Raw genomic sequence first — 19,018 nt, 5'->3', positions numbered from 1 at the left:
ACCCTCAGTCCTTGATACGCCCCCCAAATGGGTTTTAACCTGATTATTTATTCTCCCACCAATATGGTCTGTTTATTTCCGCCGTGCTGTACTAGACTTAGAGGTTGGGCTTTAGCGCTTTACATTATCCAACTTATATTTACGCCAATTATAATGTTGTTAAGTGGAGCAATTTTGTATTATCAAGGTTGGCGTTTAGATCCAGTTCTTCAATTTGAGCAATTTCTATTATTGCTATTAATTCTTTACCTGAGTATCAAAGATATTGTAATTAATGCAGTTTACAGAGACAGTTAACAATTCAAAATTCAAAATGACGCTCGCGGACTCGCTAACGCTGCGCTAACAAAATTCAAAATTAAAGAAATTTCAGACGGGGATTTAGCGAGAAACGCGGTCTTGGGATGCATCCCAAGTGGAGCGATTTCTCAAGACAAACCCCGACTGAAATGGGTGCTACATGTAGATTGCAGGTTCTTAAACCCTTTAATTTACGATAATTTTTGCATTCGCGATCAAACAGATCCCCGACTTCTTTGATAAGTCGGGGATCTGGGTCTTGCAATTCTCACAAATTAAATATTGAAGATTCACCATTCGGAACTCGATATGCTGTAGAAGGTACACTGCTTTCACCAGATGGTAGAAACCCTGTGATTTGTTCGGCTTGGTTTATTGAAACAGGGGAAACTATTCCTAAGTTTGTTACTTCATACCCACTAAAACGGAGAGAACAATGATTCAAGAACTGGATAGGGTTATTCTAACTAGTGATCTCCCAGAATATAGTTTAGAACAGGGTGATATAGGAACAGTTGTTTTAGTACATCAGGGTGGCAAAGGATATGAGGTTGAATTTGTCACATTGGATGGGGAAACTGTGGCAATTGTTTCACTCTACAGCATACAAGTACGTCCTATTGGTAGAAGAGAAATTGTGCGATCGCGGCTGATAAATTAATACTATATTGATGGCTAATTAATTGCAACAGAAGACGTAATCAACGATGATAAGAAAGTAATTATTTCTTGAATTAATGGATGTTGTTGTAGTATCCTAATTTCTTCATCATTTATATTGCTAAATATTCTAGCGTTTATTTGTTGATTATTACCAAATACTGTCTCTAAAAACTCTTTAGGGTTACTTTGAGATAACTGCCATTCCAAATCATTAAATTGGCGTTGTGCTATTTTCTCAATTAATGATTTATTTTGGAGAAATACAATTTCTAATTGGGGAACTCCAAGAAATACTTGAAAGGGAATTCCAGATGATACTTGCCTTAAGACGTAATTAATTAAATCAAGTTTTTCAAATATTTGAGATTCGTTATCTGTGTTTGCATCTAAGACAAGAGCAACAGGTGTTTTACGAGTAGCAAGAAGTGAAGTACCTAAAGAACGCGCTCTGTAAGAACTTTCACCTGCGATAAATTTGATATCTTCACTCAGATGTTTTGGCAGTAATTTCTGTAAAATTTCTACATCTTTATTACTTTCTGTAATCATGTATGCTAATGTCATGGAAAAATCTCCGTTGTAATGTCGTGATTAGGGATACCTTTATGAACACAAACACGATATTTTTTAACTAGGAATTTACATATACATTTATTTACTAGTGAATACTCAATTTCTTCTCCTCCCCACAAGAGAATAGTTTGAGGAGCAACAAACCCAGTTAAAATTACGGCGGCTTCTGTAAATCCAGTGCGACTAAACACGCTACCAATTGCCGTTGCTGGTCTTCGTAGTAGTTGATTTCGTAGCTTTGCTATGGGTTCAATATTAACTTCTTCAGTTGTATCTTTACATTCTATCAGGCAGGCTAGGCTTTCTGTATATACCACTCCATCAATTTGTTCTACTATTTTATCTTGAATTTTTACAGTATTAGGCCAAGCTACCTCCGCACCATCAAGCTGGAATGCGCGTAAAATTAAATATTCTAATGCTTTACCTGCATCCCAAAAATTTGAAGTATTTCTTGCTTTAATTTCTGACCATAAAATCATTAAATTATCCCAGTCATAACTAATAATTATTGCTTGATTTTCTGCATCTGTGGTCATGATTTCATTTTGGAAGATTTAATATTTTAAACGCTAACATATATGATATGAGTTTATCTTAGAGGCTAGAGAAAATGAGCATTGAGGAAATTATTATAGACTAGGTAAAAATATTACCTCCTAATAAGCAACAATAGGCATTAGATTTTGTATAATTTTTACTTGCGAAAATGCAAAAGCAAGAGTTATCTGCTCAAAAAATAAAGTCAGGGGTTTCAGCTTTGACTCTGGCTCAAGAATACATTGATTGTGTGGAAGCAGCGAGTGACTTATCTACCAATAAAGATTATATGGATGCTTACGGTTCGTGATAAGGCGATGTGTATTGCTAGATACAAGGCTATTGCTTGCTGTAATTAATCGCCTAAAAAATCAATCTTAGAAGTCGGGGATATGAATCATTATATTGTTGGGTTTTCTCAACTCAACCTACTTATTATTATTGGTTTGAAGCAGCGAAGATAAAGAATTGGATTGAAGCCATGCGAATAATTTTATCCTTTCACTATCATTTGGCTTTGATTTGTACTCACCCTTTTTAATTTCTTCTAGAGCATTGGTATTCTGAACGCCATAGCCATACTTGTCTTTCATTAAGTCTTCAAACATAGCTAATGGAAGTAGTAAACTATCAACTTCTGCATCATCTTCACTAAATCTAATCGTTTCATATCTAAACCTACAGCCAGACGATCTAATAGTAGGTAATCTATCTATTTCATCTTGTAAGCGTTTTATTGTAATATCATTCGGAACATCAGATTTTTTCTTTTTGTACATTATCCACAAGCAAAGATTGTGTCTAATAAAATGCTTCCCATTGTCGTTAGTCATACTTCTATTTCTATATCATCTACATAAACAAACTGACGAGTCATTACTCTAACTTCACCTTCAGCCATTGGTTCTAATTCCTCCCAAGGTTCAACTTCAACTGGATTTTTATAATTACTATTTAAAGGTTGATTTTTATAAATATTTTCTACTGGAATAGGATCATCTTCTAATACTTCTAAACCTGATGTATTCTCGTCATTTTCTTGTTTATTATCTAAAATTAATTCTAGCTGTTCGTTACTAAATGCCATAAGTTCTATTCCAGCTAGAGTCCGACGATTTGAATTTTCCATGAAGTAAACTAAACTATCAAATGGTGATAAATCTATTCTTAAACCGTTGTATTCAGTCTCCCAGAAACCAAATTTACCTGAAGATTTAGGATAAGTTTTATATTCTTTCCACTTTAGCGAGCTAGCCTTTTTGTTAATGTTTTTTAATGCAGTTCTAATAGTTCCAGATAATCCTTTCATTCCATAAACAGGATATACTAAATATATTGTTGGTGGTTCTCCATCTGATATTGGATCAAAGCCAACTATCATAACATTGAACTTGGCTAACTGCTGAAGACTTTGCTGCAAAGCAATTTCGGCTGGGGTTATTTTTCTAATTGGTACTACTACTTTAGACCAATTAAGGGGTGGTTTATATAACTTGATAAACTCATTTTCGAGATTTGATAGATTTTCTATATCACTACTACAAGTCAACCAACTAATACTAAGAGGATTTTTCTGATTAAATCTTTTTAGCTGATTAAATCTATGATGTGCTTTCCATCTTTCAACTAAATTAATAGTTCTACCTACATAAATAATCTGATCTTTACTGTCAAAGACAAAGTAGATAGCTGCACAATTAGGAAGACGATCTTTGTCCAACAAATAAACTGATGGTAATTGAGATATTTTGATGTTTTCTAGCAAAATTAGACACTTATAAAGAAAAGATATATATTTTTAATTATGCTTTATAGAAACATTAAAAGCTATATAATAAAAACCGCAAATATACGCAAATATACGCTAAACTATCCGCGTTTAAATGCGTATATCTGCGGTTTGAAAATTCTTAATGAACTAACGCGATCGCCCTCTTCGTCAATGCTTCAGCAGTCAATCCATTAAACGCCATCAATTCACCAGCACTGGCTGTAGTCTCTCCACGTTTCCAAGCAAAGGTATCGCGCTTCGCTGTAGTTCGTAACAGAATTGGTTCTAGCATCCCCGCAGCACCACCAGTCACCGCAATTAACGCATCGCCATAAAATAATTCGGCAAATTTCGCATCATCCAAGAAACCGCCTTCAGGTTCAGAACAAGTATCCCAAGCAGTATCATGGCTACGGTATAATTGCCGAGGATTGATGACAGTAACTATCTTCACGCCAATACCTTCAGTTTCTAAGAAAGCAGCAGCCTCAAATACTGGTATTAATGTTAAATCGCCAATTACAGCAAATACAACTTGTTTATCACCAGCGACTTCATGTAATAGCACCGCACCATCGCGTAACCCTTGACGAGTTTGTTCTAAAGTTGTGCGAATTGGTAATGGCGTTTTACTTGCAGTTATCACAATTCCCTTATTCTTAGTTTTCAACGCCCACTCATAACAAGCTTGAATACTATTAGCATCAGGCGGAAATAATGGGAAAACATTTCCATTTCGCATCAACGAAGCAAAGTAAGCTTCAATTTCTGGACGTTGATGAGTCCAACCGTTGCGCCCTTGCTCTAATGCGCCTGCTGTGAATAAAGTAATAGTCGAGGGAGTTTTACGGCGCAATTCTGCCATTGATTGGGTTACAGTTTGCCAAATTGGTAATCCGTTGATGGCAAAAGATTCGTAAGAACACCACAAAGTTCTCGCACCCATTAACGCTAAACCGGCAGCTAATCCAGCACAAGCATCTTCACTTAATGGTTCATAAACTTGTCCATTTGGTGCTTGGAAATATAAATCATCGGTTGTGGGGTGGATAATCTTTAATGCTTGGTTGATGTTGGCAATTCCTGATGCTTCATTACCATCGGCGTTGGTGACAAGGAAATTCCGATCTTTATTTCCTACGATTCCTACCAATCGTCCCATTGCGGTTGTGGAAACTTTGGGTTCGCCACCAACTGCATATTCTTCTAAAGGTAATTCGCCTAATTCTGGTAATGGTAATTCAAATTCTGTAACTACAGTTTTTGCTGCTGGGCCACCACCGGCGCGTTCGGCATTTGTTCTGACTAATTGCCAAGCTTCCGCAGACAAAGCACGGGTTTGCAATGCACTGATAATATGAGGTGCATCTAGCGTATCTTTAGGATACAGATTGTGAGATTTTGCACCCCGCGCGTGGACTCCTGCACCTTTGAGTTGTTTAATAATGAACACGGTAAGTTTACCGCCCAATGCAAAACGCGCTGCTTTATCTACACCGGAAAGTACTGCTTGCGTAAATGCTAGCCGCTTCTCAAAGGAAAAGGCGGTACTATCAACGTAATCCCCTGGCTGGTTTTGATCGTCGAAATCTTTGGCATCCACTAATACCACTTCATCAAAACCATTACCTTGCCAATATGCTTGCATCTGTTCGTTGGTTTTCAGAGAAACCATACTGTGATGTTCTTGGCTGTAACCGTTCCACACCAATATCGGTAAAAAGTTGGTGACAGCAGGATAAGCTGTATGGAAATGTGCGATCGCACTTACAATATAAGGCTCACCCAATCCACCATCCCCAACTGTAAAGGGGAACAACTTATCTTTGTGTAACAGTGCAGCCGCCATTGCAAAATGCTGCCCTTGTCCCAAAGGCCCCGCAGGTGCGAGAATACCGGGAATGTAACCAGAAAGGTGTCCTAAAAGTCCGTGCTTTTCTCGGAAGCGATCGCGCAATTGTTGGACTGTAAAAATTCCCATGTCCTCTAGCGAACGATCCAAGAACATGGCACTATAAAATCCAGGGGCGTGGTGTCCGACTTCAGTAATAATGTTCTTGTATCCCAGCATGACAAGAGATGCGTAAGCTTCTGCTTGGCTAGCGAATCCGCCGGGATGCCCAGAAGCCTTACTACCAGTAACTTGTAAAGTCAGGTAGCGTAAGGCATCGGCAGCCAGTAAAGTTTGATATACTGCATTTGGTTCTGTGGGAGATGCGATCGCAATTTTGCCTGACTCAATAGCAGGTGTTGCACCATAAGTTTCAAAATCTGGTAACGCTTCACCAAAATATTGAATCCCTTCAGAAAAATTGGGAGGCGCTGAAGATGCCTTTGGGGAGATTGCAGTCATGCTGAGTACCTTATTGACGATGAGGTGAAACTGTAGATGCTCGTTGAATTTAACAAAAATTTTACATCTTCGAGGTTGTAACAGTTTATTGCTTTTTTGCAACGTTAGAATAAGTACTTTAAATGGTTACGCAAGCAAAATTTAAGAACAAAAGTCACGTCGCTTCTCTACGAGACGCTGCGCGTAGCTTGCTTCCCCGCAGGGGTACGCTCGAATTCAAAATTCAAAATGACGCTCGTTCGCTCTTAGCGTCTCCCCTTGGGAGAAGACTCGCTAACGCTGCGCTAACAAAATTCAAAATTAATGATCCCCATAAATAAATTTAGGGGCTTGTATCCTTTTCGTTTTCGGTCAATAATAAAACTTAGTTTCTTTGGAGAGTTGTAGGCTTTTTTTGTGAGTGTATTGGTACTAACTGCTAATTACAGCGATCGCATCAATTTCTACCAACACATCTTTAGGTAAGCGCGATACCTGCACACAAGCCCGTGCTGGCGCTGTATCTTCGGGGAAATATTTAGCATAAATGGCATTCACCGCCGCGAAATCATTCATATCAGCTAAAAATACAGTGGTCTTTACCACATCTTGAAAAGTCGCTCCGGCTGCTGTGAGGATGGCTTTAAGATTAGCTAATACCTGCTCAGTTTGCTTTTTGACATCATCAGTGTAGACGACATCACCAAGGCGGGGATCGATGGCAATTTGTCCAGCAATAAATACAAATTGACCTGAAGCTGCGATCGCTTGATTATAAGGGCCCACTGGTGCAGGTGCGTTATCAGTATTAATTACTTTACGGGTCATAGATATTACTTTCTCTAACGATGTTTCCTGTGTACCGATTTCCGATTGAGGAGCGATCGGTTTGTAAACCTCTCCATCTGGCATTATCGCACCAGTTAGGTCAGCATCTTTAAAGGTTGCCCCATAGATATTTGCGCCAGTTAAATTTGCCTTTTTCAGGTTTGCACCATTAAGGTTTGCCATCATTAGGTTTGCATTTGACAGACAGGCTCTTTCTAGATTTGCTTCTTGTAGACAGGCTTTTTTTAGGTTTGCTTGTTCTAGGTATACCCCAACCAAATCAGCCTCAGCTAAATTCATTTCTGACAAATTACATTTCTCCAAACTAACTCCCCGGAGTATAACTTTATGGAGATTTGCACCTTGAAGATTTACTCCAGTTAGCTCTACCTGAGTAAAGTTTGCTCTAGTCAAGTCTGCTCCAGTCAAATTTGCAGTTTTCAAATTTGCATAACTTAAGTCTGAATTGCTAAGGTCTGCCCAACTTAAATTAATTGACTCACCTTGCACCCACATTAAATTTGAACATCTTAGGGATACCCTAGAAAGGCTTGCTTGGACAAGGTTAGCTTTTGTTAGCTTTGCCTCACTCAAGTCTGCCCCATTTAAAATTGCTTTGTATAGCTCTATCTGAGTTAAATCTGCACCTTTTAAGTCTACCCCTTTAAGATTTGCAGAATGAAAGTGCCGTCCACCTGCGGCATATTTCTCCAACAGTTCCCTAGCATCCATAATGCACCTTTAAATACCACTGACACAGTATAATCACAAAAATTTTGTGTCACAGGTATTCTTCTCCCCTCTTCTCTCTGCGCTCTCTGCGCCTCTGCGGTTCGTTCCTCCTACCCCAACCTCGAACGTATCCCAATAATACGATCCGGTCAGCATCGCGATCGCACTCCTATAATACTGTTACAACAGACTACAAAATATCCTTTATGAATATTCAAGAACTACTACTCCAAGAAATTGAATCATCCTCAGATGTTCTACTAGCCCAAACACTAGATTTTTTGCGTTTTCTCAAGACAAAACCAACAACCGAGGAAATATGCCTTGACCTATCAACGGAAAAAAATGATCATACTTCCAATCATCAAACAAAACCGGAAATACAGGAAGCAACACCAAATTATTAGAGGCTCGAAAGCAGAAGACTTGCTAAAATTTGCCGGAACCTGGCAAGGAGATGACTTTGAAGAGTGCTTGCAATTGGTTTACGAAACCCTTTTCCCATCTGAATTTTAGTAATGTACCTCTTAGATACCAACAATTTTCAAAGGATACAACAAGTACAAGCCTTAGCCTTAGAATATTGGCTTTGACATCCTCTCCTACCCCAACCTTGGACGTATCCCATAATGCCGATATTGCCAATAATCGCGCAGAATGCGATCGTGGTCAAAACATAAATTACCAGGCACACACCAATACTCAAAAATCCCTACACCCTTAGCATCATCGCCAGCCTTTGGTTCACCCTTAGCTGTCGCCAAAAACACAATACTAATCGTATGCTGACGCGGATCGCGATTGGGGTCAGAATACACCAGTAATTGTTCAACCAATTCCACCTGTAAACCTGTCTCTTCCTCAGCTTCTCGCCGCGCCGCCACTTCCACTGCTTCGCCATAATCTACAAAGCCACCAGGAATAGCCCAACCTAAAGGTAAATTATGTCTTTCAATTAACACTATTGGCCGATGAGGTCGATCTACTAGTTCAATGATGATATCAACTGTTGGTGTAGGATTTCGGTAAGACATGGAATTTTGGATTTTAGATTTTAGATTTTAGATTTTGGATTAATTAGGGATTGGGAATTGGGCATTGGTGATTAATTATTCTCCTCTGCTTCCCCTACTCCCCACTTCTACCAACTTTTAAAGCTGTACTTAGCGTGATAAATTCGATGCGATCGCATCGCGTCTCCATCAGACAATTGCTCCCTCTCATAATTCAGGTTACTTATGCCTTTTCCTAGATCCAGTGGCATTTTGCTGCATCCTACCTCCTTTCCCAGTCGATTTGGCGTTGGGGATTTAGGCTTAGAAGCCTATCGCTTCATTGATTTTCTCAAAGAAAGCCATCAACAATATTGGCAAGTTTTACCCCTGGGTCCCACTGGATACGGTAATTCCCCATATATGTGCTACTCAGCAATGGCGGGAAATCCCCTACTCATTAGCCCAGAAAAACTTCTAGAAGAGGGTTTACTATCTGAAGAAGACTTTGCTAATTTACCAGGATTTCCGACAGAAAAGGTAGATTTTGAGCAGGTTGTACCGATTAAAATTGGGCTACTCAAAAAAGCCTGTGAAAACTTTAGAGCCAATGCTACGCCTATCCAGCATAAAGAGTTTGAAGGCTTTTGCGACAGTAAAGCCTATTGGTTAGATAATTACGCCTTATTTATGGCGCTGAAAGATGCTAACAATGGAGCAAGCTGGCATACATGGGAGCCTGAATTTGTCAAGCGGGAACCAGAAGCATTAGCTCAGGTAGAAAGCCGGCTCAACGGAGATATTTTTTATTACAAGTTCATCCAATTTGAGTTTTTCCGGCAGTGGTCAGACCTGAAAAACTATGCGAATATGCGCGGCATTGACATTATCGGCGATATCCCCATCTACGTAGCTCATGATAGTGCCGACGTGTGGGCGCATCCCAACATCTTTTGCTTAGACGAAGAGACGGGAGAAGTTGCCCAAATGGCAGGAGTTCCACCAGATTACTTTAGCGCCACCGGTCAATTGTGGGGAAACCCGGTTTATAACTGGGAGGAACTGCAAAAACAAGACTTTAAATGGTGGGTACAGCGCTTTGAGGCCATGCTGGATTATGTCGATATAATTCGCATTGACCACTTCCGGGGCTTCGAGGCATATTGGTCAGTACCCAAAGGTGAAGAAACTGCTATTAATGGCGAATGGGTGGAAGCACCTGGAGACGCTTTTTTTGAAGCGATCAAACAGAAGTTAGGCAAGCTACCCGTCTTAGCGGAAGATTTGGGGGTAATTACACCAGGGGTAGAAGCGCTGCGAGATAAGTATGAATTTCCGGGAATGAAAATTTTGCAGTTTGCCTTTGGTTCAGATCCCGCTAATCCATTTTTGCCATTCAATTACTCGCGGAATGCTGTAGTTTATACTGGAACTCACGATAATGACACAACCATCGGCTGGTTCAACACAGCTAATGACAACGAAAAGCAAAACTTATGGCTTTATTTAGGTTGTATCAGCCCTGAAGGTGTCCACTGGGATTTAATTCGCCTAGCTTTAAGTTCCATAGCTAACCAAGCGATTATTCCTTTGCAAGATATTTTGGGATTAGGAAACGAAGCGCGGATGAATTTTCCCAGTATTGCTGAGGGTAACTGGGAATGGCGCTATCAAGAAGGAGCCTTGAGAGATGAATGGCGCGATCGCTTAAAAGTTCTGACTAGACTTAATGGACGCGCCCCAGAAGCCCAGTGAGGAGTGGGCGTTCTTTACAAATCTCAACCTCACCAGAATATTCAATCGGCCCTCGTGGTTGGTAGGAATTAATAGTCTTGAGGAGCGATCGCAGTAAACTAAAATAAAAGCGTTGTGCTACTAACACAACGCTTTTATTGCAATAATTTGATTTGAGTCTTAAATTTTTTGCGCTCCTCCTTCACATTTACGCTGAAGAATTGCAGGCAACTCATCTGGATTTAAAGGTCTAGCATTGGCTTTGATCCGGTCAGACAACTCCTAAAAAGCCTCATTGTCTTCAGGATTTTGCAACACGTAAGCCCTCAATTCGGCTTTGGGCATAATAATAGTGAAGGATCGCTTAACGTCCATGTGAAGAATTAATTCGCTTTTGCAATTCGGCTTCAAACTCTTCATCTGTTGTGCAAAGCACGCCTGGACGCTCACTCAATCTGTCCATGTACTTGTGAAATGCTTCTGTGTCCTGTGGATGAGTCCTGATGTAACTCAACAATTGGGCATCAGACATTGCATCAAAATTATTAGTTTGGCTCACTTGACAAATACCTCCCCATTTGGAAAGATTTCTACTTCAATTGTGTCTCCAATCAACACAAAAATTCGTTTGCTACGTTCGTCCATCCGAACTACGTTGATTGGCTGCATCAAATTACTTGCTGCTACGCATCGGCGATACAGCGCTTGTAATTGTTTTGGTGTTGGTTCCAATTAATCTCCTCCTTTGGCTATCGCTTCTTAAGTTCTGATTATCATGTCAAATTAATCACCTCCGTGGGGAAGTAAAAGTAGGTGGTTTACAGGGAAAATATGGTATGGTGAATTTCAATCAAAAACCTGCGGACAAAGTATCTTCTAAACCTAATTTCATAAAAATAGTGTTAAAGATACTCTTAGCTTGGATACTTTTTAATGCGGTGCGTATTGGAATTAGTGACGCTTTAAAACAGCCAAGCTATTCGCCAAGCTCAACTTCAGAGCCGCCAGTGCCGCCACACGTTCAGGCAATGCACGACAATATGTCTTGTGATGCACTGCGTCATTATTCAAAGTTGCGCGAGTGGGAGCGTCGTGGATGTAACAAATAGTATTGAGTTTTCAAGCTTCAGAACAGCGATCGCTATATCTGGTGCAAAGCGATCGCTTTTGCTATGCTCTAGTATTTAATGGAAGCAGGGGAAGCAGAGGAAGAAGAGATTAATAACCAATGCCCAATGCCCAATGCCCCATGCCCAATGCCCCATATTTCAAAACTTAGGCTTGGCAGCAATCCTAACTTCTTCCTCTTTCCCCGGTTCTCCCATTTCTTTAGCCTTCTCCTGATTGACACTCATCAAAACACCGCCAGCATTATCAGTTTTCACTGTCAGCTGCTCTTGGGCTTTCCAAATTCGATGAGTTCCCTCTGGCAGAATACCCTCAAACTCGGTTTTGCCATCGGCTACTACACGAATCCAAGATGAGGCTTTCAAGGTGACACCAATCTGTACAACCTGTCCCTTTTGGACACCGCTCAGGTTGTCACTGACGGGTTGTACCTCTATTGACTCTTTTAGTTGGGCTAATTCTGGTTTGACAACGGACTTTTGTTTGGGATATGGCTGATTTTGGCTATTACTTGCTTGTAGTACTGCGTTATTTAATAACTGAGATAACCCATTTACAGAGCATACTATTAGCAATATGTAAAGAAAGTAAAGATGAATGGGACGTAGTTGAGCCAGGTATGAAGTATTCCCAATACCTTGGGAGTTCGCTTGTGCAGAACTGATTGGAAAAGTGCCAGAAAATTCTACTCCATTTAAGCCGAGAGCTTCCGCAAATTGCCTAATCAAACCCTGAATATAGACTGGTTCTGGTAGATCGTTTAAATTACCTTCTTCGATCGCTTGCAATAATCGCCGAGGAATTCGGGTCAATACAACTACTTGCTCTAGAGAAAGACCCTGTTCTTGCCGTAATGCCCAAAGTTGAGCGCCTAATTCTGCCAACTTTTCGGCTCGTTGTTCCTCTAATGAAAGTGATGGCTGGTGATTATTCTTCTTTCTTAGCCATTTCATGCCTACTGACACTCCTTAATTCCGCTGAATCAATAATTAGGTTGCGTTATTTGCCCTTGCAAAAAGTGAATCTCATGATCTTTGAGGGAACGATATTTACCCTCTGACAAAAAGGGTTCCTTTGGAGTTTGTAATTGAATTGGGCCGATAGCAGTCCGATGCAGTTTAATGACTGGATATCCTAACTGTTGAGCTATACGGCGAATTTGGCGATTTCTTCCCTCCTGCAACACTATTTCTAAAAAGCTTTGCTCGGCACGACGTTCGATTAGACGTACCTTAGCAGCCCTGGTTTTTCTACCCTCCAACATCACACCCTGACGCCACTTTTGGAGTACTGTTTCTGGTGGGTGTCCTTTGACCAAAACATGATATGTCTTGGAAATACTATGGCGGGGATGGGTTAGCCCAAATGTCAGTTCTCCGTCATTGGTCAGGATTAATGCTCCTGTGGAGTCTGCATCTAGGCGGCCAACTGGGTGAATACCTGAACCCTCCCGTAATTCTTTCGGTAGTAGATCCAGAACTGTTGGTCTGTGGTGAGGGTCGTAGCAAGTCGAAACGACTCCCTTTGGTTTGTGCAGCAATAGATATATTAAAGCCGGACGCTGCTTTTCGGATACAGGTTTACCATCGATAGCGATCGCATCTTTTTCGGGATCAACTTTTTGACCTAAATGTGCCAATACTCCATTGATCCGTACCCGTGATTGCCTAATCATTTCTTCGGCTTCACGACGAGAGGCGATACCCCACTGAGCAATAATTTTTTGTAGCCGTACCTCCATGTGGAAATTGCTTATTTACTGTTAACAATTAAATGATATTTGCATTTTGTAGCGAGTAGGCATAAATGTTACATTTAAGGCTTATTTAATTTCTGTTCAGATGTTGAACAAATACCCATAAACAGATTGGTTAAATGCCAGAGCAAAATTCCCAAACAACAAATGTAAATAAAATCCGCATAATTACGCAGGTATTAACAACGGCAGTCAAGCTTTGGTTAAGAGCGCAAGTCAGCCAAATATCAGAATTAGAAGTGGAGATCAAAACGAGCGATCGCCAACTTCTTTCTGGGCGCATCCCTTCGGTATCTATTTTTGCTACTCATGCAGTTTATCAAGGTCTCCAGATTACACAAATTAAATTAACAGCAGAAAATATTCGGATAAACATCGGCTCCGTACTCCAGGGAAAACCCTTACGACTGTTAGAAACAGTACCAGTGGTTGGCGATTTAATCATAGACGAGAAGGATCTCAATGCTTCTCTCTCATCTAACTTATTATCGACTGCTTTGAGCGATCTACTGGTTAAGGTTTTACCAACACATTACCCACAGACACAACCAATTAACTGGCAAGAAATTCTTCTGGGGAACAACCAAATTATACTGCGAGGTTTGAGAGTAACCAATAGTGAAACAACGCCTCTAGAAGTTTGTCTAAGCTCACATTTACTCAGTGGGCATGAGTTGCAAGTGACACTGATTCCAATCCAGCCTGCTCAAGCAAATACGTTAGAGGACAATCATGAGTACAATCTGGATCTTGGCTCAGATGTCGATATCCAAGAACTAACACTGATCCCAGGTAAACTGGTGTGTCGTGGGAAGATTAACGTTAATCCTTGATGAACACTGATTTAAAAATGGTAATACACCATTTTAAATGATCTAGTGCAACACGGCGTAAATAAACCACCCATTTAAAATAGCCAGAAAGGTTTGAATCTCAAAAATGCACGGCTTGTAACTTACGCCGATTACATCAAATTTAAAAGTAAACTTGGCGGCGATATCATCGAAAACGCTTAAGTACATCCTAACCGTCGTGTCTGGTTAATTGAAATTGACGCACCAAACGGGATTGATGTAGCACAACGAGTCCGTGATGAAAAAACACCACATCCAGAAAAATTTAAAAAATCGAAAATTTTAATGGTAGTGGATGCGGAAACTGGAGATAGACTAAGCATGGATATCGCAGAAAATCAATAACTTAAATTTTGACCTAGCTATAGCAATCCTATTTGATTTGCTCTCCACCGATAGACCCAGATCCCCGACTTCTTGAAGAAGTCGGGGATCTTTTTGTTCTTATATTATATTTACCCTAACGTTTATTTAATTAATATAAATAAACGTTTTTTAGATATAAGTTTTCTGTAATTACTAATTACCTTTAATAAACTCCCGAATCTCCATCGCCACAACCTCAGCAGAAGATTCTGGTAAATCATTTCCAGCATGGGCAATCATTTTTAACTCTACTTTCGGCATCAGTTGAGCATAAACCCGACTTTTGGCTAAAGCATCTGGTGTATCTTGGCCACCTTGTAAAATAAAAACCGGGGCATCTATCATATAAAGCCGCTTTTGCACTAATTCCGCCTCAATTTCTACTTGTCGTCGTTTGAAAAGTAACTGACAAGCTATGGGGTAACGCAGCAATTCCTGACGTAATTGCAAATCCTGGACAATTTTTTCCTGCCAACCCAGAACTTTAGTCAAGGGAATTAGCGATCGCAACAATTTAACTATTAGTGGTGGATAATTCAATAATCGCCGCATCTTCCGGCAATATTGTTCTTGTCCGGCTATCTCTACGCCCTCTGGTGCTAGTAGTACCACACCATCAACTTTCTCTGGATACTTTAAAGCATAGCTAGCAGCAATCCAACCCCCAAGAGAATGCCCCACTAAATATACTTTTTCTAACTTGACAGCTTGCAAAAATTCAGCTAGACACTCAACTTGTAAATCTATCGAATGGTAGATATTAGGATTCTCTGATTCACCAAACCCTAATAAATCAGGTGCAAAACAATGAAAATCTTGTGCAAGGGACTCCATCACAGATAACCATTGACTGCTTTCATTCCAAGCACCATGTAAAAAAATTATAGGAGTTTTTTCACCGACTTCACGCCAGAATATTAGCCCTTGAGAAAGCTTCCTCCGGGAGTTACGGAATAGTGTATCCATTTTATTTAGTAGTTAACTTTTAGCACCATAATAAATAGTCATTACATTGGTTATTAGTTTTGGACAAATTACAAAGAGAGAAGTGTGAGCCGTTCGCACAGCCTCTCGTAGAGAAGAGATGCTTCCTTAGATCGTAACCTTGGTAGCAAATGACAAAAGACTAATGACTAATGACAAAATATTATTATGCCAATGTTGTCAAGCCCTTCAAGTAGTCTTGCAACTGCCGAGTATGGTCGTGAGACATCTGTCCTAAAGGTAGGAAACTGGGAGAGAAAGCTTGGATTTCCATAACTTCCAAAGTATCCTTAATTTCCATTGTCCCATGCACCTCGGCTTCAACCACAATACAAATTGAATGGATTCTGGGATCGCGGTCTGGTGCAGAGTAAACCCCTACCAAACGGTTAATTTTCACTAAGTCTAGTCCAGTTTCCTCCATCAATTCCCGGCGGACTGTATTGGGAATATCTTCTCCCCAATCCACTATTCCCCCAGGCAATGCCCAAAGACCATCGTCACGCCGCCGGATCAGTACTATTCGACCATCAGGTAAAATTGGGATGATGCTAGTGCCAGTAATGGGATGACGAAATATTATACCCAGTACTGTTTGTCCAATACGCCATAAGCTACGTGTGGACTGTACAGCTGCCGGAAAAAAAGCAATAACGTTCAATCTTCAAATTTTTTGTGTTGTATTCTATAGTTCCCTACCACTTACATAGACTCAACTAATAAAATTTTGGTTGAGTTTTGTTTTATACAAAAATGTTTGTGGCTTGAGATTTTATTCTCACGATTTACGTAGAATATTATTAATTCTAACATTAAGTTTCAAGAGAAGCACTATGTTTATATATACATAATATTTTTTGAATTAAGAAAATCTTCAGTTTATAGTTAGCATTCGTGCTGCTGAAACTAGCTATTACTAATAGTTTTTCAGAACACGTTAAAAAATAATCTGAATTCTTTCCTGATAAGATTGGTTTGTTTCAATAACAATAAGTAGTTAGCTAATTTACAATCTATTTAACAGATTAAAATCTAAGAGGATGTTTGAAAAGTTTTGGGCGAATATAATTCGCTACTACACAAACTAAGTCCGCCTGCGCGGACTAACCAAAAATTGAGGGTTTTAAACCCACGGAGGTGGGTTTTGCCTGTGTAGCTGCGATTTCTAATCGCCAGGGCTGGTATTAATTTAGACTTTTCAAACAACCTCTAAGAAAAGGTATTTTTCGTCTACCTGGGAGGGATAATTTAGAATTTTTATTGACAGAACAAGGTTGTATGCGGTAGAATAGTACACTGTTTAAAGCGTATTTATTGCTGCACTAGGCTACAAGTATATCAATAACATTGGTAGCTAATATTGCCTACGTGATGCCTAGTTGCTACTTTTTTGTTGTTTATTAATGAGGTGAACATGGCCAAGCGCCGTAACCCGAAAAAAGAAAAGGCGCTACGTAACCAGGCGTATGCCAGAAAGTTTCGTAAACGAACTACGACAGGAAGAATGCAGAGAAGGTTCCAACAAAGACCACCAAAGAGTGAGGAAGAAGAAGGCGCAGCAGCAGCTGACACTGAATAAGCTGCCTGCCTAAATCCTTATTGTTTGGGTTATTTAATTTTTAGGGCGTACATTTATTTGTACGCCCTTATTTATTATTGGGCATTGGGCAATTCAATTTTGGATTTTGGATTTTGGATTTTAGATTGAAATTTAACAGAGTATGGTGGGTTTAAGTCCCCCGGTTGAATAACCGGTAAGTTTTGGGTCGGGGTCTGTCTTGCAAAGTTGCTCCTCTTGGGGAGACCCCAAGACCGCAATGCAGCGCTAAATCCCCGGACGCGACTCGAAAATACTCGCTTGCCGCCGGCGCTATCGCAGACTCGCTTTGCGCGTCGCTTTCACAAAACTTACTTGCGACTTGCGACTTGCGACTTGCGACTTGCGACTTGTTTTAATCCAAAATCCAAAATCTAAAATCTAAAATTATTACTCCCTCTCTCTATTGCTCAATTTGAGCGCGGGCGGCTATAAGTGCTTTGCTGACCTGTATAAAGCCAGTACCACCGTAACTATTGCGGGCTGCCACAACCTGACGGGGGGATATCGCCTCATAAATATCTGCTGCAAATGCCGGATGTAGTTGTTGCCACTCTTCCAATGTCAAATCTTTGAGGAGTTTTCCTGCGGCAATACTAGTTTTTACGACTTTACCCACGAGGTTATAAGCTTCTCGGAAAGGAACGCCCCGTGCTGCCAGATAATCTGCGACATCGGTAGCATTAGAAAAATCTTCCGCCACGGCTGATGCTAACCGCTCAGTACGAAATTCCAAACCTTCTCTGAGCAAAATCGTCATTGCTTCTAGAGAGGCTTTGACTGTCTTAACGCTATCAAATAAACCTTCTTTATCTTCTTGTAGGTCTTTGTTATATGCCAAGGGTAGCCCCTTCATAATCACTAACATTGCCTGGAGATGACCAAATACACGCCCCGTTTTCCCTCGTACCAACTCTGGAACGTCGGGGTTTTTCTTTTGGGGCATGATACTGGAACCAGTAGCACAGCTATCTTTCAGGGTAACAAAGCGAAATTCTTCCGATGACCAAAGAATGACTTCTTCTGCAAGGCGGCTGAGGTGAACCATAATCAAGCTAGCAGCACACAAGAATTCGATCGCAAAATCGCGATCGCTCACTCCATCGAGGCTGTTAGCATAAATATCGTCAAAATTCAAGAGTTTGGCTGTGTAGTGGCGATCGATCGGGAAAGTAGTTCCCGCTAAAGCACCGCACCCCAAAGGTGAAATATTCACACGGCGAGAAACGTCACCTAGACGTTCCCAGTCGCGTTGAGCCATTTGAAAGTATGCCAATAGATGATGAGCTAAACTCACAGGTTGGGCGCGTTGGAGATGAGTATAGCCAGGAATCAGGGTTTCAACGTGCTTTTCGGCTATATCGAGTAACACACCTTGAAATTCTCGCAATTCGCTTTTGATTTGTTGGATTTGGTCGCGGAGGTAGAGTCTAGTGTCAGTACCAACTTGGTCATTACGCGATCGCGCCGTATGCAGTTTTTTACCCACATCGCCGACAATTTCTGTCAGTCGTCGTTCAACTGCAAAATGTACATCTTCAGCATCCACACCGGGCTGAAATTTCCCCTGGCGGTACTCTTGGCGAATTTGCTCTAAACCTGCAACCAGTTGCTCTCCTTCTTTTGGGGAGATAATGCCCGTGTGAGCGAGCATTTGGGCATGGGCTTGAGAACCAGTGAGATCGTATTCGATTAATTCAATATCAAAACTTATACTGGCATTAAAACGAGCGATCGCTGGATGCAATGCTGATTCAAAGCGCTGGCTCCAAGTTTCTTTTGTGGTCATAAATTATCAGGGAGGGGCATCAATTTTGGATTTTAGATTTTGGATTTTGGATTAATCTAAAATCTAAAATCCAAAATCC

Annotated in this window: 23 protein-coding genes and 1 pseudogene; 9 read left to right on the top strand and 15 right to left on the bottom strand. The window is 40.5% G+C overall.

From position 1 onward, the window contains the following. Window positions 1–27 precede the first annotated feature (27 nt). The 3 genes from V7K76_RS23155 (at window position 28) to V7K76_RS23145 (ending at window position 961) form a co-directional block, all read left to right on the top strand. The gene (locus V7K76_RS23155; RefSeq protein WP_334952677.1) at window positions 28–297 is read left to right on the top strand and encodes a Ycf66 family protein; all 270 of its coding nucleotides are present in this window, start codon (window positions 28–30) and stop codon (window positions 295–297) included. A gap of 206 nt (window positions 298–503) precedes the next feature. Then, window positions 504–740, top strand: a complete 237-nt coding sequence (locus V7K76_RS23150; protein ID WP_334952675.1) for a DUF6883 domain-containing protein — start codon at window positions 504–506, stop codon at window positions 738–740. Next, window positions 737–961: a DUF4926 domain-containing protein gene (locus tag V7K76_RS23145; protein WP_334775607.1), complete on the top strand. Its 225-nt coding sequence runs from the start codon at window positions 737–739 to the stop codon at window positions 959–961. The genes V7K76_RS23150 and V7K76_RS23145 overlap by 4 nt, the downstream gene beginning before the upstream one ends. Window positions 962–975: 14 nt before the next feature. Here the strand turns inward: V7K76_RS23145 and V7K76_RS23140 are convergent, their stop codons facing one another. After that, entirely contained in the window at window positions 976–1,527 is a 552-nt protein-coding gene (locus V7K76_RS23140) for a hypothetical protein (RefSeq protein WP_334775608.1), read from the bottom strand. Then, complete coding sequence (locus tag V7K76_RS23135) at window positions 1,524–2,075, bottom strand: restriction endonuclease (RefSeq protein ID WP_334775610.1); 552 nt, start codon at window positions 2,073–2,075, stop codon at window positions 1,524–1,526. Before V7K76_RS23135 ends, V7K76_RS23140 begins: the two co-directional genes overlap by 4 nt. 170 nt (window positions 2,076–2,245) lie before the next feature. Here V7K76_RS23135 and V7K76_RS23130 point away from each other — a divergent pair, with 170 nt between their 5' ends. Next, a complete protein-coding gene (locus V7K76_RS23130; protein ID WP_334775611.1) occupies window positions 2,246–2,386 on the top strand; it encodes a hypothetical protein in 141 nt (46 codons plus the stop codon). Window positions 2,387–2,504: 118 nt separating this feature from the next. Here the strand turns inward: V7K76_RS23130 and V7K76_RS23125 are convergent, their stop codons facing one another. The 4 genes from V7K76_RS23125 to V7K76_RS23110 form a co-directional block, all read right to left on the bottom strand. After that, window positions 2,505–2,909 (bottom strand): hypothetical protein, encoded by a 405-nt coding sequence (locus tag V7K76_RS23125; protein ID WP_334775612.1) that lies wholly within the window; start codon window positions 2,907–2,909, stop codon window positions 2,505–2,507. After that, on the bottom strand, window positions 2,906–3,841 hold the full coding sequence (locus tag V7K76_RS23120) for a GIY-YIG nuclease family protein (RefSeq protein WP_334775613.1): 936 nt from the start codon (window positions 3,839–3,841) through the stop codon (window positions 2,906–2,908). The genes V7K76_RS23125 and V7K76_RS23120 overlap by 4 nt, the downstream gene beginning before the upstream one ends. Before the next feature lie 145 nt (window positions 3,842–3,986). Beyond that, complete coding sequence (locus V7K76_RS23115) at window positions 3,987–6,200, bottom strand: phosphoketolase (RefSeq protein ID WP_334775614.1); 2,214 nt, start codon at window positions 6,198–6,200, stop codon at window positions 3,987–3,989. 411 nt (window positions 6,201–6,611) lie between these two features. Beyond that, entirely contained in the window at window positions 6,612–7,739 is a 1,128-nt protein-coding gene (locus V7K76_RS23110) for a Rid family detoxifying hydrolase (RefSeq protein WP_334775615.1), read from the bottom strand. Between the two features lie 206 nt (window positions 7,740–7,945). On the opposite strand from V7K76_RS23110, the pseudogene V7K76_RS23105 reads away from it, so the two are divergent. Continuing rightward, window positions 7,946–8,255, top strand: a pseudogene (locus V7K76_RS23105) (hypothetical protein). An 86-nt stretch (window positions 8,256–8,341) separates the two neighbouring features. Here the strand turns inward: V7K76_RS23105 and V7K76_RS23100 are convergent. After that, complete coding sequence (locus V7K76_RS23100) at window positions 8,342–8,773, bottom strand: NUDIX hydrolase (protein ID WP_334775617.1); 432 nt, start codon at window positions 8,771–8,773, stop codon at window positions 8,342–8,344. A gap of 204 nt (window positions 8,774–8,977) precedes the next feature. Between V7K76_RS23100 and malQ the strand changes: the two genes are divergently transcribed. Then, entirely contained in the window at window positions 8,978–10,486 is a 1,509-nt protein-coding gene (gene malQ, locus V7K76_RS23095; RefSeq protein ID WP_334775618.1) for a 4-alpha-glucanotransferase, read from the top strand. 261 nt (window positions 10,487–10,747) lie between these two features. Here the strand turns inward: malQ and V7K76_RS34650 are convergent, their stop codons facing one another. Genes V7K76_RS34650 through V7K76_RS23085 form a run of 3 tightly spaced genes read right to left on the bottom strand, consistent with a single transcriptional unit; the run spans window position 10,748 to window position 11,197 of the window. Then, a complete protein-coding gene (locus tag V7K76_RS34650; RefSeq protein ID WP_442936233.1) occupies window positions 10,748–10,810 on the bottom strand; it encodes a DUF6887 family protein in 63 nt (20 codons plus the stop codon). A gap of 19 nt (window positions 10,811–10,829) precedes the next feature. Then, a complete protein-coding gene (locus V7K76_RS23090; protein ID WP_334775620.1) occupies window positions 10,830–11,024 on the bottom strand; it encodes a DUF6887 family protein in 195 nt (64 codons plus the stop codon). Continuing rightward, window positions 11,021–11,197, bottom strand: a complete 177-nt coding sequence (locus V7K76_RS23085; protein ID WP_196514956.1) for a DUF6888 family protein — start codon at window positions 11,195–11,197, stop codon at window positions 11,021–11,023. Before V7K76_RS23085 ends, V7K76_RS23090 begins: the two co-directional genes overlap by 4 nt. A gap of 104 nt (window positions 11,198–11,301) precedes the next feature. Between V7K76_RS23085 and V7K76_RS23080 the strand changes: the two genes are divergently transcribed. Next, window positions 11,302–11,574, top strand: coding sequence for a hypothetical protein (locus V7K76_RS23080; protein WP_334775621.1), 273 nt, complete (start codon window positions 11,302–11,304; stop codon window positions 11,572–11,574). Window positions 11,575–11,733: 159 nt separating this feature from the next. On the opposite strand, the gene V7K76_RS23075 is transcribed toward V7K76_RS23080, so the two are convergent. Together V7K76_RS23075 and V7K76_RS23070 are read right to left on the bottom strand one after the other, a co-directional pair. Continuing rightward, a complete protein-coding gene (locus V7K76_RS23075; RefSeq protein WP_334775622.1) occupies window positions 11,734–12,546 on the bottom strand; it encodes a helix-turn-helix domain-containing protein in 813 nt (270 codons plus the stop codon). A gap of 29 nt (window positions 12,547–12,575) precedes the next feature. Next, window positions 12,576–13,334 (bottom strand): pseudouridine synthase, encoded by a 759-nt coding sequence (locus V7K76_RS23070; protein WP_334775624.1) that lies wholly within the window; start codon window positions 13,332–13,334, stop codon window positions 12,576–12,578. 134 nt (window positions 13,335–13,468) lie between these two features. On the opposite strand from V7K76_RS23070, the gene V7K76_RS23065 reads away from it, so the two are divergent. Further along, on the top strand, window positions 13,469–14,182 hold the full coding sequence (locus V7K76_RS23065) for an LmeA family phospholipid-binding protein (protein WP_334775625.1): 714 nt from the start codon (window positions 13,469–13,471) through the stop codon (window positions 14,180–14,182). 540 nt (window positions 14,183–14,722) lie between these two features. On the opposite strand, the gene V7K76_RS23060 is transcribed toward V7K76_RS23065, so the two are convergent. Together V7K76_RS23060 and V7K76_RS23055 are read right to left on the bottom strand one after the other, a co-directional pair. Continuing rightward, window positions 14,723–15,535 (bottom strand): alpha/beta fold hydrolase, encoded by an 813-nt coding sequence (locus tag V7K76_RS23060; protein ID WP_334775626.1) that lies wholly within the window; start codon window positions 15,533–15,535, stop codon window positions 14,723–14,725. A 184-nt stretch (window positions 15,536–15,719) separates the two neighbouring features. Then, window positions 15,720–16,214, bottom strand: coding sequence for an NUDIX hydrolase (locus V7K76_RS23055; protein WP_334775627.1), 495 nt, complete (start codon window positions 16,212–16,214; stop codon window positions 15,720–15,722). A 753-nt stretch (window positions 16,215–16,967) separates the two neighbouring features. Between V7K76_RS23055 and V7K76_RS23050 the strand changes: the two genes are divergently transcribed. Then, window positions 16,968–17,132, top strand: a complete 165-nt coding sequence (locus V7K76_RS23050; RefSeq protein WP_167407613.1) for a hypothetical protein — start codon at window positions 16,968–16,970, stop codon at window positions 17,130–17,132. A gap of 421 nt (window positions 17,133–17,553) precedes the next feature. Here the strand turns inward: V7K76_RS23050 and argH are convergent, their stop codons facing one another. After that, window positions 17,554–18,939, bottom strand: a complete 1,386-nt coding sequence (gene argH, locus V7K76_RS23045) for an argininosuccinate lyase (protein WP_334775628.1) — start codon at window positions 18,937–18,939, stop codon at window positions 17,554–17,556. Window positions 18,940–19,018: the final 79 nt, after the last annotated feature.

It is taken from the genome of Nostoc sp., assembly GCF_036917975.1.
Classification (GTDB): Bacteria; Cyanobacteriota; Cyanobacteriia; order Cyanobacteriales; family Nostocaceae; genus Nostoc.
This window is presented reverse-complemented; position numbering and strand designations above follow the sequence as displayed.

Bases quoted from the DNA above. Each gene is read 5' to 3' on its own strand.
- V7K76_RS23155 (WP_334952677.1), top strand. From the start codon at position 28: ATGGGTTTTAACCTGATTATTTATTCTCCCACCAATATGGTCTGTTTA.
- V7K76_RS23145 (WP_334775607.1), top strand. From the start codon at position 737: ATGATTCAAGAACTGGATAGGGTTATTCTAACTAGTGATCTCCCAGAA.
- V7K76_RS23140 (WP_334775608.1), bottom strand. From the start codon at position 1,527: ATGACATTAGCATACATGATTACAGAAAGTAATAAAGATGTAGAAATT.
- V7K76_RS23135 (WP_334775610.1), bottom strand. From the start codon at position 2,075: ATGACCACAGATGCAGAAAATCAAGCAATAATTATTAGTTATGACTGG.
- V7K76_RS23130 (WP_334775611.1), top strand. From the start codon at position 2,246: ATGCAAAAGCAAGAGTTATCTGCTCAAAAAATAAAGTCAGGGGTTTCA.
- V7K76_RS23125 (WP_334775612.1), bottom strand. From the start codon at position 2,909: ATGACTAACGACAATGGGAAGCATTTTATTAGACACAATCTTTGCTTG.
- V7K76_RS23115 (WP_334775614.1), bottom strand. From the start codon at position 6,200: ATGACTGCAATCTCCCCAAAGGCATCTTCAGCGCCTCCCAATTTTTCT.
- V7K76_RS23110 (WP_334775615.1), bottom strand. From the start codon at position 7,739: ATGGATGCTAGGGAACTGTTGGAGAAATATGCCGCAGGTGGACGGCAC.
- V7K76_RS23100 (WP_334775617.1), bottom strand. From the start codon at position 8,773: ATGTCTTACCGAAATCCTACACCAACAGTTGATATCATCATTGAACTA.
- malQ (WP_334775618.1), top strand. From the start codon at position 8,978: ATGCCTTTTCCTAGATCCAGTGGCATTTTGCTGCATCCTACCTCCTTT.
- V7K76_RS23080 (WP_334775621.1), top strand. From the start codon at position 11,302: ATGGTGAATTTCAATCAAAAACCTGCGGACAAAGTATCTTCTAAACCT.
- V7K76_RS23075 (WP_334775622.1), bottom strand. From the start codon at position 12,546: ATGAAATGGCTAAGAAAGAAGAATAATCACCAGCCATCACTTTCATTA.
- V7K76_RS23070 (WP_334775624.1), bottom strand. From the start codon at position 13,334: ATGGAGGTACGGCTACAAAAAATTATTGCTCAGTGGGGTATCGCCTCT.
- V7K76_RS23065 (WP_334775625.1), top strand. From the start codon at position 13,469: ATGCCAGAGCAAAATTCCCAAACAACAAATGTAAATAAAATCCGCATA.
- V7K76_RS23060 (WP_334775626.1), bottom strand. From the start codon at position 15,535: ATGGATACACTATTCCGTAACTCCCGGAGGAAGCTTTCTCAAGGGCTA.
- V7K76_RS23050 (WP_167407613.1), top strand. From the start codon at position 16,968: ATGGCCAAGCGCCGTAACCCGAAAAAAGAAAAGGCGCTACGTAACCAG.
- argH (WP_334775628.1), bottom strand. From the start codon at position 18,939: ATGACCACAAAAGAAACTTGGAGCCAGCGCTTTGAATCAGCATTGCAT.